Source organism: Sphingobacterium spiritivorum, from assembly GCF_016724845.1.
Lineage (GTDB): Bacteria > Bacteroidota > Bacteroidia > Sphingobacteriales > Sphingobacteriaceae > Sphingobacterium > Sphingobacterium spiritivorum_A.
The window spans coordinates 2,562,217-2,577,713 of sequence record NZ_CP068082.1 but is presented as its reverse complement, the minus strand read 5'-3'; the positions used below and the strand labels follow the sequence as shown (position 1 = coordinate 2,577,713).

Genomic DNA, 15,497 nt, shown 5'->3' with positions numbered 1-15,497 from the left:
TGCGCAGTATGAAACCATTTTTAAAAGAAGTAGCGGAAGATTTAGTAGCCAAATTTGGAGATCACCTTCAGGATTGTGCTATTATTTTTAATAACAAAAGACCGGCAACCTATCTCAATCAATATTTATCAGAAATATATCAAAAGCCTTTCTGGAGCCCTTCCGTATTCACTATACAGGAATTCTTTGCACAATCCACCCATCTGAACGTTGCTGATTTCTACACCCAGTTCTTCACGCTTTTCAATCTGTATAATGAATTGCTAATCAAAGAATCAGGCAAACAGATAGAGATGGACAAGTTCTTTCCGGTTGCCAAAACGATTCTTAGTGATTTTGGACAGATTGACATGGACAATGTGGAGGCTGACCGTTTGTTTAAGGAGCTGGAAGATATCGCTGTTATTAATCAACAATTTGACTTCCTCACTGAAGAGCAGCATCAGTTTCTGTCCAGATTCTGGACATCTTATACAGAAGGGAAACACAAAAGACAACAGGAGAATTTCATTCGCATGTGGCGCAGAATGCCTCTTTTATACCGGTTATTTCATGATGCACTAACAGCGAAAGGTCTGACCACTATGGGGCAGATCTACCGGCAACTTGCTCACCAGACCTGCTCCAATCCACAATTTGTCAACAACTTTGACAAGGGCAGGATTATTTTGGTCGGATTTAATGCCTTAAGCCAAACAGAAGCTATTGTTTTCAAAAGGTGGCAGGATCAGGGAAAAACACTCTTCTATTTTGATACCGACAGCTACTACCTAAACGATCCGCTCCATGAAGCAGGATTATTTTTAAGAAAGAACATCGATCTGTACGGCTTAAAAAATGAGTTGAACAATCAATGCAGTTTGATCGATGAGCTGACGACACCGACTACTGTATATAAAGTACAGGGGCAGACGACACAGGCTAAAATTCTCAATCAGGTTTTGTCTGAAGATTATGAGCAACTAAAACAAGATCCATCTTATGGTCAGACTGTGATTGTATTGGCTGATGAGAGTTTATTATTACCTACCCTACAGACTATCCCTTCGGATGAACAAAGTATACAGGTCAATCTGAATGTGACTATGGGACTGGGTTACACATCTTCCTCCTTATTTGGATTGGCGGATTTGTGGTTGTCTCATCAGGTAGACATGATGAGTCCCCGCTCTGCTGAAGAACTGAATGTTCCTTATAAAACTGTAGAAAAGTTTTTGACACATCCGCTTATTGCTGTCGATGAGAAAAAACGCACACAGGTACTGGCTGCCTTTGTAAAAGAGCAATTGGTGGTCATTCCATTAGAACGGTTAGTTCAGCAAAAAGGCATATTTCAATTCTTTTTCCAAAAAGTGAGAGATGCATTAAGTCTGACCAAGGAACTAAAATCTTTGTTGGAATATCTTGCAAAACGGCATTTAGAACAACAAAATTTACGGCAACTGGATGCAGAACTATTTGTTAAAACGATCCAGGAGTTAAACAGAATGCACGACACTCTGGCGCAACACATACAGACCTCTGGCAACAACTTTGCACCCAGATTTGCGGCAGCACTGATCCGAAAAGCATTGGAAGCCATATCCGTACCGCTAAGTGGTGACCCTCTGAGTGGCCTGCAGGTGATGGGGCTTCTGGAAACACGTAACCTTAATTTTGATCATGTGGTGATCTTAGGTCTTAATGATGGTATCATTCCGCAGAATAGTGTCGGAAACAGCTTCATACCGGATAGTTTAAGGCGGGCGTATGGTTTGCCGGTACTCGAAAATCAGGATGCTATATCGGCCTATATCTTTTACAGGCTGGTACAACGTGCACAAAAATTAAGCTTTGTATACAACAGTCTGACAGACGAAAGTAATACCGGAGAACCCAGCAGATTTTTGAAACAGTTAGAGTTTGAAAGCAATTTTGAATTCCGTTATCAGGATCAACATCTGCAAATCAAAGTAGAAGATCAGCAGGAACTGGTAATACCAAAGACAACAGTAATAATGGATAAATTAGGATTATACTTATCCGGAAACCGGACATTATCTGCTTCTGCACTTACTACTTATATTGCCAACCCTATTGACTTCTTTTACAAGTATGTTGCAGAAATCAGTGAACCCGAAGAAGTCAACGAAGTCGTAGAAGCCAATAATCTCGGAACAATATTACATGGGGCAATGGAAGATTTTTATAACCAGCTGAAAGCCGAAAGTAATTTCATCAGTCCGGAACGTATTGCACAAAAACGAAAAGATCTCACTAAACTGATTGAGCATAATTTTATCAAAGAATTTTATCCTGAAAATACCAAAAAAATACATTTTACAGGTATACAACGCGTCATAATGGCTATTGTTAAAGAGTATATCCATATTATTCTGGATCATGATGAGCGCTCTGCTCCCTTCACGATTCTACAGATGGAAGAAGAGATGATTGTTCCGTTTGAATTTAATGATAGCTATGGCCGGAAACAGATCATTCATATGAAGGGAATTATCGATCGTGTCGATATCGGTCAGGACGGTGTAACACGTATAGTAGATTATAAAACCGGAAGTGACGAACTGGATTATAAAAGTCTGGAAGAGGCATTCAATACTGATGGCAAAAAGCTCAATAAGGCTTTAGTACAGACATTATTCTATACGTATGTATTTGAAAAAGCGAAAAACATCAGAAATGTCGAACCTAATCTTTATGTGGTCAGGAAAATGAAAAACGGTGGAACGTTATTTCAGACTAAAGTAGAATTTACAGACGACAAGAATAAAGTGAAAAAAGCAGACCAGGATCTCTCCGGAGATTTTCTGGCTGAAGAAAAAGAACGGTTTGTTGAATTGCTGGCCAGTAAGCTTCAGGAATTGTTTGATCCACAAGTACCATTCAGAGTGAGCCAGCACAGTGAAAATTACATATTCTCCCCATATAAGTCATTAATGACGACATAAAATACGGGTTAATTTAACTGTGTCATTGTATAACAGTAGGTGAAGACAGCAACTGACGGAATAGTATAACTTTTTGACAACCCGAGCGCTTCATGCCATCCCCGCCAGCAGGAAATTGCATAAGTAAACAGTAGGCTATGGAAAGGGTATAATATAAAAAGGCTTAATCATATGCAGAACATGATTAAGCCTTTTACGATAAGAAGCATCCGAATACTTCTTACTTGTATCTTTTCATCGCACGGTTTGCACGAACTTTGGCTGTTTGAATCTTATAATCAAACCATTTATCTTTAAATATTTTACGCATTGTATCATCAAAATAACGCGTAATAAACAGATTTCTGGCACCTTTAAGTTTCTCACTGAATGATGAAGGTAATGCTCTTACTGAAATAGAATATCCTTCAGTAGCATACTGAATATAGTGCCACCAACCTGCCGGCATATATAATGTATCTCCGGGATGGATTTCGGCTTCATAACCGTTTAATAATCTAAGTGCCGGATACTCTTCCAGACTGCTGAATTTCGGATTTGCAATACTATGGAAGTTATAAGGCAGCTTATACATCAGGTCTGACTGGTTATTCGGAAACAACCATATTTTTTTCACACCCTGAAACTGGGATATAAATACATGTGACATATCTATATCAAAGTGATTACGGGTAGAAGAACCTTCGCCTCCGAAGAACATGTAAGGAAGCCATTGCAATACCTTACCTCCGGTTACATCATTATAGATAACATCTTTTTTTAACTCCGGTCTGAGTTTTAACAAATCAAACAGGAATAAACGTAGTTCTGTGGGTTCTTTAGTAATCAGGTTTAAATACTCCGCAAAAGTCATTTTACCTACAGGTGCGCTTGCCGCACGATCCCGTGACTCTTCTTCCTTCCCATATACAGAAATCATTTCGTCTCCGGCTATTTCCTTGAAATAGTCATAGCTCCATTTCTTCCAACATGTACTTTCAGGACTTATAAAGTCCTTTATAATGACAGGTTGACCCTTTTTCAAGTAATCTCTGATAAAATCACTTGGAGCTATTCCTGAGATACTATTGACTGGTTTTAATTTCACAAGATTGACTGTATAATTTATCTTCTAAATACAAACTTAAAAAAAAATATTCCTATTAAGTGCTCTGCCTAGTGATATAATATTTCCTTTTATTAAGACCACTAACTGAGGAGACAAGTTAATAAGAATATTTCTAAATAAGGGTGACAGAGGTCACATTTTTATCTTAATATGACCACAGATCCTGCTCGTAGTCCATTAATGTTTTCTTAATTCGCTCAGACTCATACAATCTGTCTACACCGTCCGCCATGTAATCTTTAATCCTCAGATCTTCCGGATTAGATTGCTTTACAATATAGCTGGAGAACATTCTCTTGATAAATACATCATCATAACTAAGCCCTGTGGCATCATTATGTCTGTTTACTACTTCTTTGTTTACAAATACATGTCTTGCTTCCGGGAAATAGATCCAAAAAGCAGGAGTAGCATCTACCTGGGGTGTAAAGGTATTCTCCTGTACTGGCAATGCTGCTGATGCAGGTGTTTCTGCGGATGGTGTTTCAGGCTGTACTGCAAACGGGTCAAAAGGATTACCGCCTGTTGCTGCAGTAGAGTTACCCGGAAGAACAGGTGTAGTCGCCAGACCTTCTATATTCGGAGTGATCAATGGCGCAATACCAACAATACGAGGCTCAAATACAGAACGTTGTTTATCAAAGATCCAGTCTTCCTTTATTCTGAATTTGACAACATTCTCACCACTGAATTTCCTTGCTTCGTAATGGGATTTGACAACCTCATTATTCTCATTATACTCTTCTACCAAAGTACTGTCTCCTCCAAAACGGGACATTACCTGATCCACAGGAAGTACATTCTTGAAGCTGTCACCGTTTGGATCATTTTCCGTAGGAGTAGGATCATATGCCGTTAACTCGCCTTTCATCACAGCATCGACGATAATATCAATCAATCTGGATTTAGGCGATGCAAATGCTTTATTCATCTTCTCGCGCAAATCTATTTCTCTCCATACCCGTTTACTATATGCAATATCAGTCTGTCTGACATTTGCATATGGGATTACTTTTCTTTCTGCAATATCGGATTTTACAGCATATCCGTCCACAGGAGGTTCCTCCACCTGAATAGGCTTTGTACTATTCGAGAGGTTCTCCTGTTGTGCAAACACAAATGGGGTATAAGCAGAAGCCAACAGCAATAAAACACCTAACTTTTTCATCCGTATATAATTTTTTTTAAACGGCTATTTCGCTATCCGATTTCCGATCCTCATGTGGATTTTGAAAAATCGTAATGGCTTCCTAACCCTGTATTAATTTGTAACCTGGAATGAAATAGGATCCAGGTTTTGTGCTACTCCGTCAGGACCAACACCGACAATATTGTAAATCGCAACTAACGTACCAGGAGTAATCGCCCCCAGTCCTGTTTTCATCTGTGCCGAGAAGCTCGAACCAGAAGATTGATAAGGACCTATAGGATCTACCCTTGGTTTCAGGATATACATATTGAATTTAGTTATACTGAACTTAGCGTCAAACTCAAAATTATCCAATGCTGCTGAAACTACATTCTGACCTCTAAGTTGTGCTGCCGAAATAGCCCCACCCGTTTTTCCTGCCACTCTTGCCGCAGGTTTTGGTATGCGTTTTACACGAAACTCAGTCGTTCCCAGTTGCTGTACTTTACCGTCAATCTTAGCAGAGACACTTACCGTTGCTTTTCCCGGTGTAGTCACTTTAGCAGAGTATTTACCGCCGGATCCGGAGATCGTTACTCCGTTTCCTGCCACCTGAATACTACTCATCGGAATACCGGGAGCAGATACTGAAATTGGATTTGAAACTCCAATGTACAATACGTTCATAGCATCCGGAGATACTACTGCAGATGGTTTGGCTACCTGATAAGTCATCGGCTCTGTCAGATATTCCTTCATTGTTCCGTCGGTCTGTTTTACAAGGATTTTACCCTGCCATTTAAACTCGCCTACGGAAGAGGTATTGACCGAATAAAGTCCCTGACCATCTTTTACATTCAGTGCACCACCGTTTACTGAAATACTTGGATTGGATTTGGAATCATAAGCAGTCAAAAATACTTTAGCGGTATAAGGTTGTCCCTGTATCAGATATGAAGTAGGAGCAACTGCAACAGCAGAGAATCTGTCCAGATTGACAACTGCCTGATCCATTTTACCGAAAATATGTTTTACAACAGCTGATTCTGTATTCTTAGCATCAGCTTTGATTTTTTCTAATGCGGTGATCGCTGCAGTCAGTGGAATACCATCACCAAAGTTAGAATCTTCCCAGGTCTTTTTGATTCCTGCACGTGGCACCGGATCCTGAGCAAACAAACTGAAACTTACTTCCTTATTGGTCAATTTCTCTAATTCATCTTTTGTTGAATTGATCATATCCCGCAATTGCTTTCCACGTTTTTCAGTGATCATCAGGCGGTAAGCGATATCTGTATTATTCCTTTTGATCAGATCTCCCGTTTCACTATCTTCTCCTCCACCTTCCTGTGCCAAAAGCGTCTTCAGCTCATCAACATAAGCTGTCAATTTTGCTGTTAACTGTTGTGCCTTCTCTGCTTTTTCTAAAATAGGTCTGGCACGCTCCGGGTTTTCTTTCATTTTTGTCTCCCGAAAAGACAAAAACATATTATCAATCCCAGCCTGCGTATTCTGGGTTGATGTACTTAAGCTGTTTGCTAAGTTTTTGAACGCATCTAAAATGGAATCACTTACATTCAGGGCTACTAATCCTAGTAGAACCAAATATAGGATCCCAATCATCTTCTGTCTGGGTGTTTCTCTATGACCTGCCATAATGTAATTTTTTAATTAATAAACTTCGATTATTAAAAGATTACTTATGATTTGTTTGGATTCATAGCCGAAAGCATATTTCCATAGATCGCATTTAGAGAAGCTAAGTTTTTGTTGAATGTACTCACCTGCTCTTTGAATTGTTGCATATCAGTAGAAGATTCATTAAATGTTTTCAAATCCGCAGCGGCACGGTCAAATGCTGAGCTCAGATTTGCAGCACCTGCTGATGCGGCATTCAGTTTATCTGCAAACAGATTCGTTGCAGTAGCGGTATCTGCTACCTTAGAGATCGAAGCTACCTTGTCGCTGAATGTGCGTAGTCCGTCTCCTAAATTACCAATAAGGTTTTCATCTATTTTAGCATCCTGCAATAATTTGTCTAATGCTGCAGTATTGCCTGTTGCCGCAGGAGCTGCTGCGATAGCCGGGCGTGCACCCGCCTTTGGCAACTCTCCGTTATAATCTTCGTCCAACTCAGGATATACCCTTGTCCAGTCTACTTCTGATTCGCTTGCCAAAAAACCCATTATGAAGAACAAAAGTGCTTCAACAGCCAATCCAATACCTATCATCCACTCACCACCTTTAAAATGGAGAATTTTAAACATCAATCCAATGATTACGACAGTAGCACCCCAGTTGATCAAGGTGTTAATACCAAATTTAAACTTACGTTTTGTTGCCATTTTCTTAAAAATAATTTATGTCTTTCTTAAAATTAGTAGTTCACTATTATTTGGTCACCCCTGTATATCGCGTCACAGATCTGAATCCGATATAGGATTTTGCGGTGTCCTGATATTCATACTGACGGGTAGAGTTTTGCAGGAAATAACCGATATCTTTCCATGATCCGCCACGTACGACTTTACGTTTCATTGCATTCTGATCACTCGCCTTAGCGCTGTGAGCATAAGTTGGGTTCATATCATGAACGAAAGAATATGCGGATTCATCATAGCTTGATTGTGTCCATTCGGCCACGTTACCTGCCATATTATATAATCCGAAATCATTTGGCCAGTAGGAATATACCGGAGCAGTATAAGCTGCGCCATCATCAATATAGTTACCTCTTCCCGGTTTGAAATTGGCCATCAGACAACCTCTTGCATTTCTGGCCGAAGGTCCTCCCCATGGATATTGCATACCGTTTTTCCCGGCTCTTGCGGCATATTCCCATTCTGCTTCGGAAGGAAGCTGATATGGCATGCGTTCTACTTCTCTGTTTTTAGCCGCAGCATTATTAAACAGACGGGTTCTCCAGGTATTGAATGCCTGCGCCTGTTTCCAGGTTACACCTACTACCGGGTATTCATCAAACGAAGGGTGAGAAAAATATCCTTCCACCATAGGCTCATTTTGTGCATAACTAAAATCGCTTACCCAAACTGTTGTATCCGGATATACGAGGATAGTATCTCTCATTATAAATTCTGATCTGCTGCGGGAAGGATCATTCTTCGCTGCGATTGCTCTGCGGAGATCATACCATTCATAATGGTATTTAAGCAATCTTACGTCGATTTCATTTTTTCCGAAGATACGGTCCTCACCCTGATAATACATGCTGTTCACACGCTCACGTTGCGTCTGATCCTTTGTTTTCCATGGAGATTTACTCTGGACTTTATTCCAGTCAATATGGCGTTCTCCGGAAGTAGGAGTTGTACCCTGATTCTGAATAAAATAGGAATCATCACCAAGAAAATTGGTGATAAGAATGGAATCACGTACCCAGTTCACAAATTGGCGGTACTCACTATTGGATATCTCTGTATCATCCATATAGAAAGGTGCAATAGTCACCTGTCTGTTTTGAGATACCTGTGAAAAGGTAATATCTTCATCGGACTGTCCCATAATAAACGTACCTCCGGGAATAAGTACCATTCCATAAGGTGTTTTATTGGCTTTCAGTTTATCTAATCTCACCCCCAGTAACTCTCCGTTATTACCGGGACCTTTGCAGCTACTGATAAGCAGGGAGCCCATAACAGCAAGAGTAAGAACTTTAAATAAATTATAATTCATTGTTAATTATGCAATTGAACAAATAAGCAGATCAAAATTCAGGACCCTCAATAACAACATTTTATCGACGGTCAATGTGTAAAAATACAACGTTTAATCAATATTCAGCGTTTTCCTCTTTAATTTTTTTTTTATTGTCAGTATAGCCCTACATAATTAACATAGAATTCGGCTTTCTGTACTTCTCCGAAAACAAAAAAAGGTGTCAATAGACACCCTTTCCTATTAAGATTTTTTTTATTCTATTTATTTACCAGCTTGATGTATTGCTCAACAGCCATTGTCATACTCGGAGCAACAGGAGTAGGTGCCGGAATATCCAGAATCAATCCGTGATCCAGCAACGCTTGTTGTGTAGTGGCTCCGAAAGCAGCAATACGGGTGTTGTTCTGCTTAAAGTCCGGAAAGTTTTCATACAGAGACTGCACACTGGAAGGACTGAAGAAAACAATGATATCGTAAAATACATCCTTCAGATCCGAAAGATCGCTGATTACCGTACGAAACAAAACTGCAGGAGTAAAATTATATCCGTTGACCTGCAGCCAGTTTTGTGTTTCTTCATTTGCCACATCCGAGCATGGGAACAGGAATTTCTCTTTACTGTGCTTTTTCAACACATCTTCCAGATCCTTTGCCGTCTGTTTGCCGAAGAAAATCTTACGTTTACGATATTGAATGTATTTTTGAAGGTAAAGTGCAATGGCTTCTGTAATACAGAAATACTTCATCTCCGCCGAAACTTCGAATCTCATTTCATCACAAACACGGAAAAAATGATCGACAGCGTTTTTACTGGTAAAGATTACTGCAGTATGCTCAGAGAGATTTATTTTGTCTTTTCTTACATCTTTTGCAGGCACCCCTTCCACATGAATAAAGCCTCTGAAATCTAACTTTAAGTTATATTTTTCAGCTAAATTAAAATAAGGAGACTTATCATTATCTGGTTTTGGAATAGTAACTAGAATACTCTTTACTTTCTTGGCTCTTTCTACATCAGAAGTTTGCATATTGTTCATTTATTTGCTCAACGTTCTCACTAATATCAATATCGGTGCGATTTCTAGGCAGCAAAGGTACAAAATTAAATAAAAAAGAGAAAACCTAAGATTGCCGAACAGATGAAAAGCAGTGCGTAAATACCTGTAAATAAACAAAATAAAAACTAAAATTATTGAAAAGGATATTACTAATGTAAAATAAGCAGACGGCAATAAACTCAAAACCAAGACTGTCGGCATCAGAATTAACATGCTGTTAAAATAAACTAAATATAGAACCGCAATGTATTCCCTTACCAGTTTATCCAATTCGAACACAAAAGAAATGAATCTTATGAACAGAATTTTGAGAATAAACAGCACTCCTACAATCAGCGAAATTTTGAGAAAATTATTTAACGTCAACGAATAGCCATTGCCTGACATATAAGCATCATACATCAGTAAGAACAGGCCCAGGGTGAAACTGAAGATGATATACAGAAAGATATAAGACCAGGAAGTCGCCATATTATCTTCTTTGCTGACCTGTTGTAACAACCGGTCTTTAAAATACGCTTCAATAATGACATTGAAATCCAATGGAAAAAACAAGCGTACCAAAGCCACAGCAAATACGAGTATCATAATAATACTAATAATCCATACCGGACGATTTTCTCTGGCATCTCCGGATCTGATAGCATCCGGACGATCCTTCTTTAGTGTATCCGCAAACTTCATCCATTTGATAAAGTCTCCGTTTGTAACAATCACCTTATCCTTGATCTCTTCGGGAATGCTAACTCCGCGATCAGGATCCGGCATAATAAGCGGATACATCTTTTGAAGAGAAGAGACTGTATCTGCATACAAGGAGTCAGTTTGTATACTTATATTTGCTACCGACCGATGCGGCAACAAAAGCCCCATTACGATTATCAAACATAAAATAACGAATTGCTTCGCAGACATAGTTCTTTTTTTTGAGATGTAAAGTTAAAATAAAAAATCAGAAGACCACTTAAACATAATCAATATGCCAAAATCAATTGTCAGATGTTCCTGGTGCGGAACAGACGAACTATACAGCCAGTACCATGACAAAGAATGGGGTAAACAGGTAAAGGATGAAAAAACACTGTTTGAGTTTTTGGTACTGGAATCTGCACAGGCAGGTTTGAGCTGGATCACAATCTTGAGAAAACGGGAGAATTACCGTCGTCTATTTGCCAACTTTGAATATAAGAAAGTGGCTGAGTTTACGGAAAAGGATGTAGAGGAATTAATGCAGGATGCGGGCATCATCCGCAACAGACTGAAAATAAAGAGTACAATCGAGAATGCAAAAATCTTTATGAAAGTTCAGCAGGAATTCGGCAGTTTTTACAATTACCTGTATTCCTTCCTGCCAGACAATGCCCCGATCATCAATGAAGTAAAATCTATGAGCGATGTACCTGTGAGTACACCGGAGTCAGATGCAATAGCAAAAGATTTAAAGAAAAGAGGGGTAAAATTCTTTGGCACGACAATCTGTTATGCATATATGCAGGCCGTAGGTATGGTAAATGATCATATCGTCACTTGTTCCTTCAGAGATCGTTAAGATCTCGAAGGAATATGCTGGTAAATATCGGGAAGATTACGGCATTGCCCGTTATAATCGAGCCCGTATCCAATGACAAACTCTTTCTCTATCTCAAAACCTATATACATAATGTTATCAAACTGCACCTGCAGATTGGCCGGTTTCATTAACAATGCGCAAACTGAAATACTGGCCACGCCCAGTTTTTCTAAAGCATCCATTGTATGCTTCAGCGAGTGACCGGAATCAATAATATCTTCCACTATAATGACATCTCTGCCTGTGAGATCCATTCCTACTCCTATCAGTTCCGCAATGTCTTCCTGCTCCACACCTTTGTAGGAAGCCAGTTTAACAAAGGAAAGCTCGGAGGGAATGACAACCTGTTTCATCAGATCTGACATAAACATAAAACACCCGTTTAACACCCCTATAAATACAGGGTGCTTATTTTCAAAGCGCATATTCAGATCGATACCTATCAGACGTATACGTTTTTGTATCTGATCATGATCAATCATAATCTCAAATTCCAGATTATCTACTGTAAGGTATTTCATACTATTTATTCTCCTCTTCGTCTGTTTTTTTTCTTCCCAATATCTTATCAAAGAGGCTTCTTTTTTCCTTCTCTTCGTTTTCCAGTTCCTTGATCATTTCTTCCTGCTCATCGTCCATATTCATATTCTGCAAGGAATCTACAGGCATTCCGGCAGGTCTTGATGGTCTGAGGTGTGGCTGGAGTACGACGGTATAAAATCCGTAGTTAGCCACAGTAGTATCTCTGGACAGTTGCCCTGTCTTGACCATGATATTGCCATAGGTATTAAAGTAGCGCGACATCTGCGGTTTCAGATGCCCCGTATAATCAAAGGCGTACAATCCTTTTTTGGGACGCGGAACAATACTTGACAAAAACAAACTTTCACCAAGTGTGATTTCTGAAGGTTTTTTACCAAAATAATAGTTTGCAGCTTCTGTGATGCCGTACACATTATTCCCCCATTCGATTACATTCAGATAGACCTCATACAATCGTTCTTTGCTCACCTGATGAGAAGATTCCATGAGCCAGACGAGTACAATCTCTTCCAGTTTACGGACCAAAGTCTTATTTCTGTTCAGAAAAACATTTTTCACTAACTGCATGGAGATGGTACTTGCTCCCCGTTTAAATTTTCTTTCTTTTATGTTTGTAACAATAGAGAGCTTGAAAGCCTCTTCCTGAAATCCGTTATGTTTGAAAAAGAAAGGATCTTCCGTATTCAGTAATGTGGTACGCATGTACCTGGAAATACTTTCGTACGGAGCAAATTTGGGGTTTTGAGGACCCACCACGATTTCCCGCATAACTTTTTCATCTTCATAAGCAGTATATACAAACGGAGAATTGAGTTTATTGATGTCCGCTTTTCCCCATTTGACGATCTTAAGGTCTTTATCATCAATTCGGGAAGAAAACTTAAGCTGATCCGGTTTTTTGAGATTGACCTCGAAGTCCAGATCATACTGGATCTGTCCTGTAACCTGTATACCTTCTACAGATTCGAAAAGTCCGTTTGGAATAGCATCAAAGAACTTTTGTGCTTCAAATTTACCGGTATGCACAGCAAGCGCAACGATCTGCTGAGGTTTATGAATATACTTTGCTTTCGGACTAAATTCAAAATCCCTGACTTTGACTTTACTCCCATCTATCAACTCTATAGACTGTGCACCAATATTTACCCCTCCCTCCAGAGTGGCCTCGGGCAGATTAATATCCTGATCGGACAATCTCCAGTGATGTACCTTTAAATTTTTAAAATGCCAGTCTCCGCGCAGGGTCAACATCTCTTTACCCTTTCGGTCTACTTTATTCAAATCAAATTCGATTTCATCAAAACTTAGCCGCACACCAAATTTGCTCTTTAAAAAAGGGAATTCCGTATCCTTCTGTTCGGATGACAGTTTGAGATTCAATTCCTGCCGGTCAGGGTTTACATATCCTGCCACATTCCATTGTGCATCGTTATCATTTAAGAACAGAGCTGCATCAATATCACCGCCACTGATCTCTGCTCGCGGTATTCGTAAACGCTGATAAGTACTGTCATCTCTGAAAGACACTTCAAAATCCTGAACATCCATATTTCTGGGGATTTTAAAGAAAACCTGTTTCAGAATCCCATCTGCTAAGGCCGCCAGATTCTTTTCTGCTTTAGGGTTATCAGTAGAGTCTTTATTTTTCCTTTTAAACAGGAAATCATAATTGCTAATACTATCCTTTTTGATCAGGGTAAAGTTGGCTTTATTCATTTCGATCTGTCCGATCTTCACATCTCCGAATAGCAAAGGCCATATACGCACAGATACCGCAAAATCATCTATATGTGCAAGCTGATCTTTTCCTTTAGGGGTAACATATACATTTTTGAAAACAACTGTTGCCAATCCCTTGAAGCCGTAATATTGGATTTTGAGATCAACCCCGTATTTTTTATCCATTTTCTCTTTGGCAGAAGCGATTGCCCTTTGTAAAATGGCATCCCGTTTACTCAGCCCATAGGAAACACCGACAACCAGCAACAATATAATGCCGGATAGTATCCCGATGATCCATCGCTTCTGTGTAGGAGTAATTTTATTAAAAAACTTTTTGAGCATAATAAATGAACGAAAAAAAGCCTGTTTTCTTATCTGTTATACAGTACAAGTATAGGCAAATTAAGGCATTCTTTGAGCAGGAAAATAAACTAGTTTCTTTGATTTTAATCCATTTCAGAACTCCGGCAAATCATTCTGTTTAACATTCATCTGTATCGACACGCCACAAAAGAATGAGGTAAGATCAAATTTGCACTTTAAAAACATCCAAATGACAGGATTATGTTTTGCAATAGTTAGTTTTGTAGTTTGATACCATAGATATGATCACAAAAGAACAGATATTAAATGCCCTGAGTCATGTAGAAGAACCGGATTTAAAAAAGGATCTCGTAACACTTCATATGATTCAACATATCGAGATATTTCCGGATAAGATAAAATTTGATGTTGTATTGACGACACCTGCCTGTCCGCTTAAAGGGCATATTGAGCATGCCTGCCGCAATGCGATAGCCTTGTTTGTGGATAAAAATATAGCTGTAGACATCAATATGACCTCCAATGTGACGAGTCGTGAAGGTAATCAGCTTTCAGGTATCAAAAATATTATTCTGGTCGCATCCGGAAAGGGTGGCGTAGGAAAATCTACTGTTGCTGCAAACCTGGCTCTTGCTTTAGCTGAAAAAGGAGCAAAAACAGGACTTCTGGATGCCGATATTTATGGTCCTTCTGTGCCTATAATGTTTGGACTGGAAGGAGCCAAGCCTCAATCTGTACAAACAGCAGATGGTAAAACAAAAATTTTACCGATTGAGAAGTTTGATCTTAAATTATTATCCATTGGTTTTTTCACAGATCCAAATCAACCCATTCCCTGGAGAGGTCCTATGGCCACATCAGCTATTAAACAATTATTCAATGACGCTGACTGGGGGGAACTGGATTACCTGATTGTAGATATGCCTCCCGGAACAGGCGATATTCATATTACCGTTGCACAGACGTATCCTATATCCGGAGCAGTCATTGTGACTACCCCTCAACAGGTTGCGCTAGCAGATACGATAAAAGGTATAGGCATGTTTATGATGGAAGGTATTAATATTCCGATATTGGGAATAGTCGAAAATATGGCTTATTTCACACCTGCCGAATTACCGGATAATAAGTACTATATCTTCGGAAAAGATGGAGGAAAGAGATTAGCCCAGGAAAATAATGTTCCTTTTCTCGGAGAAATACCTCTGGTAAAGGGAATCTCGGATGCCGGTGATAATGGATTTCCTATATTACTGGATAAAGATGATCCCGTAAGCGCAGCTTTCCTGGATATTGCAGGACGTACTGCACAGCAGCTATCGATTGAACTGGCCCGACATTAAGCCCGGCTTAATGCTTAACAATCCGCACCTATCCTATTATCACCAGACACAGGCGCTTTTATCAGGCCGGTAAG

12 protein-coding genes are annotated in these 15,497 nt (G+C 39.4%); 3 read left to right on the top strand and 9 right to left on the bottom strand.

Going from position 1 to position 15,497, the window contains the following annotated elements; all coding sequences use genetic code 11:
- Positions 1 to 8: 8 nt before the first annotated feature.
- Positions 9 to 2,948, top strand: a complete 2,940-nt coding sequence (locus I6J03_RS10845) for a PD-(D/E)XK nuclease family protein (protein WP_003012043.1) — start codon at positions 9 to 11, stop codon at positions 2,946 to 2,948.
- 220 nt (positions 2,949 to 3,168) lie between these two features.
- On the opposite strand, the gene I6J03_RS10840 is transcribed toward I6J03_RS10845, so the two are convergent.
- The 7 genes from I6J03_RS10840 to I6J03_RS10810 form a co-directional block, all read right to left on the bottom strand.
- Positions 3,169 to 4,035 (bottom strand): cupin-like domain-containing protein, encoded by an 867-nt coding sequence (locus I6J03_RS10840; protein ID WP_003012041.1) that lies wholly within the window; start codon positions 4,033 to 4,035, stop codon positions 3,169 to 3,171.
- 166 nt (positions 4,036 to 4,201) lie between these two features.
- On the bottom strand, positions 4,202 to 5,224 hold the full coding sequence (locus I6J03_RS10835; RefSeq protein ID WP_003012039.1) for a hypothetical protein: 1,023 nt from the start codon (positions 5,222 to 5,224) through the stop codon (positions 4,202 to 4,204).
- A 93-nt stretch (positions 5,225 to 5,317) separates the two neighbouring features.
- Positions 5,318 to 6,841: a type IX secretion system motor protein PorM/GldM gene (gene porM / locus I6J03_RS10830; RefSeq protein ID WP_003012037.1), complete on the bottom strand. Its 1,524-nt coding sequence runs from the start codon at positions 6,839 to 6,841 to the stop codon at positions 5,318 to 5,320.
- Between the two features lie 44 nt (positions 6,842 to 6,885).
- On the bottom strand, positions 6,886 to 7,530 hold the full coding sequence (gene porL / locus I6J03_RS10825) for a type IX secretion system motor protein PorL/GldL (protein ID WP_002999827.1): 645 nt from the start codon (positions 7,528 to 7,530) through the stop codon (positions 6,886 to 6,888).
- A gap of 46 nt (positions 7,531 to 7,576) precedes the next feature.
- Entirely contained in the window at positions 7,577 to 8,878 is a 1,302-nt protein-coding gene (locus tag I6J03_RS10820; RefSeq protein WP_002999830.1) for a gliding motility-associated lipoprotein, read from the bottom strand.
- A 242-nt stretch (positions 8,879 to 9,120) separates the two neighbouring features.
- Positions 9,121 to 9,900, bottom strand: coding sequence for a uroporphyrinogen-III synthase (locus I6J03_RS10815; RefSeq protein WP_003012034.1), 780 nt, complete (start codon positions 9,898 to 9,900; stop codon positions 9,121 to 9,123).
- The gene (locus I6J03_RS10810) at positions 9,901 to 10,836 is read right to left on the bottom strand and encodes a DUF4271 domain-containing protein (protein ID WP_003012032.1); all 936 of its coding nucleotides are present in this window, start codon (positions 10,834 to 10,836) and stop codon (positions 9,901 to 9,903) included.
- Between the two features lie 64 nt (positions 10,837 to 10,900).
- Between I6J03_RS10810 and I6J03_RS10805 the strand changes: the two genes are divergently transcribed.
- Positions 10,901 to 11,470, top strand: a complete 570-nt coding sequence (locus I6J03_RS10805; protein ID WP_003012030.1) for a DNA-3-methyladenine glycosylase I — start codon at positions 10,901 to 10,903, stop codon at positions 11,468 to 11,470.
- On the opposite strand, the gene I6J03_RS10800 is transcribed toward I6J03_RS10805, so the two are convergent.
- A complete protein-coding gene (locus I6J03_RS10800) occupies positions 11,467 to 12,012 on the bottom strand; it encodes a phosphoribosyltransferase (protein ID WP_003012028.1) in 546 nt (181 codons plus the stop codon). The genes I6J03_RS10805 and I6J03_RS10800 overlap by 4 nt on opposite strands.
- Before the next feature lies 1 nt (position 12,013).
- Positions 12,014 to 14,098, bottom strand: a complete 2,085-nt coding sequence (locus I6J03_RS10795) for a transglycosylase domain-containing protein (RefSeq protein ID WP_003012026.1) — start codon at positions 14,096 to 14,098, stop codon at positions 12,014 to 12,016.
- Between the two features lie 263 nt (positions 14,099 to 14,361).
- On the opposite strand from I6J03_RS10795, the gene I6J03_RS10790 reads away from it, so the two are divergent.
- Entirely contained in the window at positions 14,362 to 15,423 is a 1,062-nt protein-coding gene (locus I6J03_RS10790) for an Mrp/NBP35 family ATP-binding protein (protein ID WP_003012024.1), read from the top strand.
- The last annotated feature ends 74 nt before the right edge of the window (positions 15,424 to 15,497 follow it).

Coding starts and splice junctions, on each gene's coding strand:
- I6J03_RS10845 (WP_003012043.1), top strand. CDS start 9: ATGAAACCATTTTTAAAAGAAGTAGCGGAAGATTTAGTAGCCAAATTT.
- I6J03_RS10835 (WP_003012039.1), bottom strand. CDS start 5,224: ATGAAAAAGTTAGGTGTTTTATTGCTGTTGGCTTCTGCTTATACCCCA.
- porM (WP_003012037.1), bottom strand. CDS start 6,841: ATGGCAGGTCATAGAGAAACACCCAGACAGAAGATGATTGGGATCCTA.
- porL (WP_002999827.1), bottom strand. CDS start 7,530: ATGGCAACAAAACGTAAGTTTAAATTTGGTATTAACACCTTGATCAAC.
- I6J03_RS10820 (WP_002999830.1), bottom strand. CDS start 8,878: ATGAATTATAATTTATTTAAAGTTCTTACTCTTGCTGTTATGGGCTCC.
- I6J03_RS10815 (WP_003012034.1), bottom strand. CDS start 9,900: ATGAACAATATGCAAACTTCTGATGTAGAAAGAGCCAAGAAAGTAAAG.
- I6J03_RS10810 (WP_003012032.1), bottom strand. CDS start 10,836: ATGTCTGCGAAGCAATTCGTTATTTTATGTTTGATAATCGTAATGGGG.
- I6J03_RS10805 (WP_003012030.1), top strand. CDS start 10,901: ATGCCAAAATCAATTGTCAGATGTTCCTGGTGCGGAACAGACGAACTA.
- I6J03_RS10800 (WP_003012028.1), bottom strand. CDS start 12,012: ATGAAATACCTTACAGTAGATAATCTGGAATTTGAGATTATGATTGAT.
- I6J03_RS10795 (WP_003012026.1), bottom strand. CDS start 14,098: ATGCTCAAAAAGTTTTTTAATAAAATTACTCCTACACAGAAGCGATGG.
- I6J03_RS10790 (WP_003012024.1), top strand. CDS start 14,362: ATGATCACAAAAGAACAGATATTAAATGCCCTGAGTCATGTAGAAGAA.